Here is a 1,462-nt window from a genome sequence, read left to right on the forward strand (position 1 = left end):
AATGCCATCTGCATCAGCCACTCTGGGAATGCCGCATAAAGTTCTTCAGATACTACACGTCTTGCAATATTCCTGCCAAATCTATGCTGCTGTGACATGGCTTTTTCATAGCAGCGCAGCACATATTCTTCGTCCCTGCCGCTTTCTTCTTTTAACCAGTTCCTGGTCAATGTCTTTTCTGATCTTGCATATACATAGATCATCCATAAAAGAAGTCCAAAAGATGTGACCTGTACCAGACCTGTTGTAAGCACATTGTAAGGGGCTTCCATGTTAAGGATACCCGGAAGTGCATTTAACATATATAAAGTTCCGGCACATAAGGCTGTAGCCACAACAATGGATACCACATTGTTTGTATGTGCTTTTTTCTTTTCTCCCTGAAGCAGATATCCACGACGCTTCCATAATTCCACATCGTTTAATAACAGGGATATCGAATCATCCGCGTTTCCTCCATACTCCTCCGCACTGATCAGGAGTTCATGCAGTGTTTTTATCTTGCGGCACTCATATTCTTTTTCCACGATGTCTAAGGATTCCCTTAAAACACTTTTTTCACTGTAGGAATGTCCCGCTTCAAGATGTCCGATTGATTCATCCATAATATCCCGCATATGTCCCGGTTCAAATGTCTCTCTTGCCTCTTTTAAGGCAGATAATACTTTTCCTGTTTTTTGGAACGCATATAACATCTGCTCCATGTAAGTGGCAGCATCTGCAAAACGTTTCTGTTCATACATTTTTTTATAAGTGTCAAGGATAAATGCCGGAAGTGCCAAAAACATGGCGATCAGCACAATGACAAGCAGTTTCCATTTCAGTTGAAACAGTAAGCCGATCACTCCCATTCCGGCAATACATGCACCAATGACAAATAAATGCGTTTTCCAGGAAAAATGATATCCGTATGTATAAACCTCTTTTGCAAGGTTTCCCGGATTTAAAAGCAACAGATTTTTCGCCACACGGTTTTCTTTTTTGATCTGCTTTCTCTCTTTTTTCTCTTTTATCCGTGTCTTTTTCAATCCTGCCACTATCTGCCCTCCTTCCGGTATCTGTAAAAACTTTCACAAAAGAACGGTTCTTGTATTCCAGCACGTTCTAATTTCAAAAGAATATCTTTCGGTATCTCCTCTGAAACAAGTTCCCCATCCTCTACCAGCATATAAATTCTGTTTTCATGATCTTCCCTGGCATAAAAACAAAGCTGATCTAAATATCTTCTGATCTCTCCATCCTGTGTATTTTCTTTCCGGATCAGAAGTCCAAGATTTACATAACGGTAAATCCTGTTTTCCATACGTCTCGCATCATTTACATTATTCATCATGCTCTGGATACGGTCTGGCAGCTTCTTCACATCATCCAGATGGATCGTTGTAAATCCATTGACACCAGTACTCCACTGTTCCAACAGTGATGTCACTTCCGTTGACCTTGCCTCTGACAAAACCAGATA

2 pseudogenes are annotated in these 1,462 nt (G+C 40.8%); both read right to left on the reverse strand.

What is annotated here, in order from left to right:
* Positions 1-1,037 (reverse strand): annotated as a pseudogene (locus DXA60_RS18440) (hypothetical protein); the annotation flags it as partial.
* Positions 1,037-1,462 (reverse strand): annotated as a pseudogene (locus DXA60_RS18445) (CpaF/VirB11 family protein); the annotation flags it as partial. The pseudogenes DXA60_RS18440 and DXA60_RS18445, both read right to left, overlap by 1 nt.

The sequence above is a fragment of the Roseburia sp. OF03-24 genome (assembly GCF_003463035.1).
GTDB classification, from domain to species: domain Bacteria; phylum Bacillota; class Clostridia; order Lachnospirales; family Lachnospiraceae; genus Roseburia; species Roseburia rectibacter.